2 protein-coding genes and 1 pseudogene are annotated in these 3671 nt (G+C 70.8%); all 3 read right to left on the bottom strand.

The annotated features are described in order from the left end of the window. Positions 1-563: pseudogene (locus G5C51_RS43555) on the bottom strand (type VI secretion protein); the annotation flags it as partial. Between the two features lie 3 nt (positions 564-566). Beyond that, positions 567-2018 carry an ATP-binding protein gene (locus G5C51_RS40595; RefSeq protein ID WP_165245751.1) on the bottom strand — a complete coding sequence of 484 codons (1452 nt, stop codon included), beginning with the start codon at positions 2016-2018 and terminating at the stop codon, positions 567-569. A 7-nt stretch (positions 2019-2025) separates the two neighbouring features. Then, positions 2026-3591 (bottom strand): SCO6880 family protein, encoded by a 1566-nt coding sequence (locus tag G5C51_RS40590; RefSeq protein ID WP_165245749.1) that lies wholly within the window; start codon positions 3589-3591, stop codon positions 2026-2028. Positions 3592-3671: the final 80 nt, after the last annotated feature.

Here is a 3671-nt window from a genome sequence, read left to right as displayed (position 1 = left end):
GGGTGGGGGGTGGGGTCGCCTGCGCGGCCGGAGGTCCCGTCGGGCCGGCCCGTCCTGCCTTGCGGGGCGCTCTCCCCCGACGTTGTGGGGGGTTGGGCCGCGCCCGACTCCGCGGAGGGCCTAGCCGCGTCCCACTCGGCGGTGGGCTGAGCCGCGTCCGACCGTTCGTGCTCCCACGTCGGGACCGCCGCCCCCTTCGCCCGCGCAGCGCGCACCGCTCGCCACCGCGTCACCGTCGTCGCTACGAACAGCGCCAGCGTCATCAGCACCAGCACCTGGCCGATGAACAGGCCCCAGAACAGCCCCCACCCCGACAGCGCCCCCGCCGGCGTCTCCGGCCAGGCGCCGGCCAGGTCATGCGGCTGCTGCACCAGTTCCCGCATCGCCACCGGCGTACGCGAGAAGGTCACGCCCTTCGGCCACGAGCCGTGGGCGAAGACGCCCGCCAGGCCCGTGGACGTCCACACCAGGGCCGTAAGCGACAGCAGGAAGGCCAGCGAGCCCACCAACAGGGCATCGGGGATGCCCCGTTCGCGCCGCGCGTCGGCGCCCGCCCCTGCCATCGGTTACGCCACCGTCGAGCGCTTCGTGAAGGATGCGCCCGCCGTCAGCTCGTCGTTCACGCCGTCCGCCGGCTCCAGCTCCAGGCGCTGGTCCATGTCCGCCGAGGACTCCGTCATCGCGCGGTCGGTGAAGACCAAGGGGCGTTCAGCCTCCGTGATCAGGTGCTTGACCACCTGCACATTGCCGTTGACGTCCCAGACCGCGATGCCGGGTGTCAGGGTCGGGATGATCTCCTGGGCCCAGCGTGGCAGGCCCAGGACCTTCCCTGTCGCTCTCGCCTCGTCCGTTTTCTGGGCGTAGATCGTCCGCGTCGAGGCCATCTTCAGGATCGCGGACGCCTCCCGCGCCGCCGCGCCGTCGACCACGTCGGAGAGGTGGTGGACCACCGCGACGAAGGACAGGCCGAGGCGGCGGCCGAACTTCAGCAGGCGCTGGAAAAGCTGGGCGACGAAAGGGGAGTTGATGATGTGCCAGGCCTCTTCCACCAGGAAGATGCGCTTGATCCGGTCCGGGCGGATCCAGGTGTGCTCCAGCCAGACGCCGACGATCGCCATCAGGATCGGCATGGCGATCGAATTGCGGTCGATGTGCGAGAGGTCGAAGACGATCAGCGGCGAGTCCAGATCGATGCCGATCGTGGTCGGGCCGTCGAACATGCCGCGCAGGTCGCCGTCCACCAGCCGGTCCAGCACCAGCGCCACGTCCAGGCCCCAGGCCCGTACGTCCTCCACGTCCACATTCATCGCCTCGGCGGCGGCCGGCTCGGGATGGCGGAGCTGCTCGACGATGTCGGTCAGCACCGGCTGGCGTCCCTGCGCGCCCTCCTTGGCGGCCGCCTGCTCGCCCCACTCGACCACCGAGGCGTGCGCGACCTTGAGGGCGAAGCCGGAGCGTTCGTCCAGGGAGTTGCCCGTGGCGACCTCGATGATCGTACGGAGCAGGGCCAGCTGGCCGGTCTGGGTGATCGCCGGGTCGAGGGGGTTGAGGCGGATGCCGTCGTTCAGCGCGGACATCGGGTCGAGGCGGATCGGGGTGATGCCGAGCTGCTCCGCGATCAGCGCCCACTCGCCGACGCCGTCCTCGCCCTGCGCGTCCAGCACGACCACCTGGCGGTCGCGGAAGCGGAGCTGGCGCAGGACATACGTCTTTTCCAGCGCCGACTTGCCGTTGCCGGACTCGCCGAGCACCAGCCAGTGCGGGGCCGGGAGCTGCTGCCCGTAGAGCTGGAAGGGGTCGTAGATATAGCCCTTGCCGCTGTAGACCTCGCGGCCGATGATCACGCCCGAGTCGCCGAGGCCTGGTGCGGCCGTCGGGAGGTAGACCGCCTGGGCCTGGTTCGTGGAGGTGCGGACCGGGATCCGCTGCGTCTCGACCTTGCCGAAGACCAGGCCGGTGAAGGCCTCCGTGACCTGCGTGAGGATATCGCCGCTCGAATACCGCGAGTTCGAAGGCATCGCCGCATCACCGCCGGATTCCGGTGGCGAACGGGAGGGTGTTCACGAAGGCGCGGTGATGCTCGCGATCGCACCACTCCAGCTTCAGATACGACTTGCCGGCCGAGGCCCGGATCGTCCGCTTGTCGCGGTGCAGCGCCTCGGGCGTACGGGCGGAGACCGTGATGTAGCCGACCAAGTTCACGCCCGCCGCGCCCGACGCCAGGTCGTCGCCGCGCTGGTCGATGCGGGAGTGGTGGGCGATGTCGCGCGGGTCCACGACGCGGTTCATCTTCGCCGCGCGGGACGCCTCCGCGTCGTCGTTGGTCTTCTCGGTCAGCATCCGCTCGATCGCCAGCTCGGTGGGCTCCAGGTCCATGCAGACCGCCACCGTGCGGATCACGTCCGGGGTGTGGACGAGCAGCGGCGCCAGGAAATTGACGCCGACGGGCGTCATCGGCCACTCCTTCACCCACGCCGTCGCATGGCACCAGGGCTCGCGGGTCGCCGACTCGCGGGTCTTCGCGGTCACGTACGTGGGCTCCATGGCGTCCAGTTCGGCCGGCCAGGCGTTGCGCTCGGACATCGCCTGGATGTGGTCTATCGCGTGGTCGGGGTCGTACATGGCATGGATCAGGGACGACAGCCGCGCCTTGCCGAGCGGTTGCCGTACGCGGATATCGGCCTCCGCCAGCCGCGCGCAGATGTCGCCGAGCTCGCGCGCCATCACGATCGCCAGGCCGTCGTCGCGGCTCAGCTTCGTCCGCCGGCCGCCGGGGGCGGCGCGGCCCGACTTCGCGACCGCGGTCGCCTCCTGGCCGAGTTCACGCGTGTACGGCATGCAGGCGACCAGGTAGGCGCGGTGCTGCTCGGAGGAGGTGGAGACCATCGACTGCAGCTGCTCGTACGAGTCCTGGATCCACGGCGGCGCCTGGGTGTCGCCGCGCTGGGCGACGTCCTTGGCGTGCGCGTCCGGGTCGGCGGGGAGCGTACGGGCGAGCATCTGCAGCCTGGATACGTAACCGTCGCCGTTCGCCACGTGCTTGAGCAGCGTCCCGAAGCGGTCGACCAGCGCCTCCTGGTCCTCGCTGTCCCGCAGGCCCACGCCCGGACCCTCGATCTCGATCGCGGCGGTGACGCTGCGGCGGTCGGCGTGCAGCAGCACGGCGACCTCGTCGGGGCCGAAGGGGGCGGCCATCCAGTTGATCCGGCCGATGCCGGGCGGCGGGGCGACGTCGGCTTCGTGGCCGTCGAGGCGGATGCCGGCCTCGGGGGCGGCGGAGCGGTAGGTGGTGCCCTGGCGGAGGGAGCGCTTGTAGGTGCGTTTGATCTCGAACCACCGGTAGAAGGTGCGCCCTTGGTACGGCACGTAGACCGCGGCAAGGGCGAGGAGCGGGAAGCCGAGCAGCGTGACGATGCGGAGGGAGAGGACAGGGACGAGGAGGCCGCACATCATGCCGATGGCGGCGCCCGCGATGATCAGCGCGATCTCGCCGGACTCACGGTTGCGGCCGACGATGGCGTTGGGTCTCGACTTGCCGATGAGGTACGTGCGTCGGGGGGTGATGGGCGATCCGTGTGCTTCCGTCGTCACCGCTGGTCACCTCCTCGGTTGGGGCCGCCCCGGTGCGATCGGCGCGGCTGGTGCGGTGGGGACTGTGGCGGGGGCTGGGC

Source organism: Streptomyces coryli (assembly GCF_011044975.1).
GTDB lineage: Bacteria > Actinomycetota > Actinomycetes > Streptomycetales > Streptomycetaceae > Streptomyces > Streptomyces coryli.
Note: the sequence above shows the minus strand (reverse complement) of the source record. Positions and strands in the feature narration are given on the sequence as shown.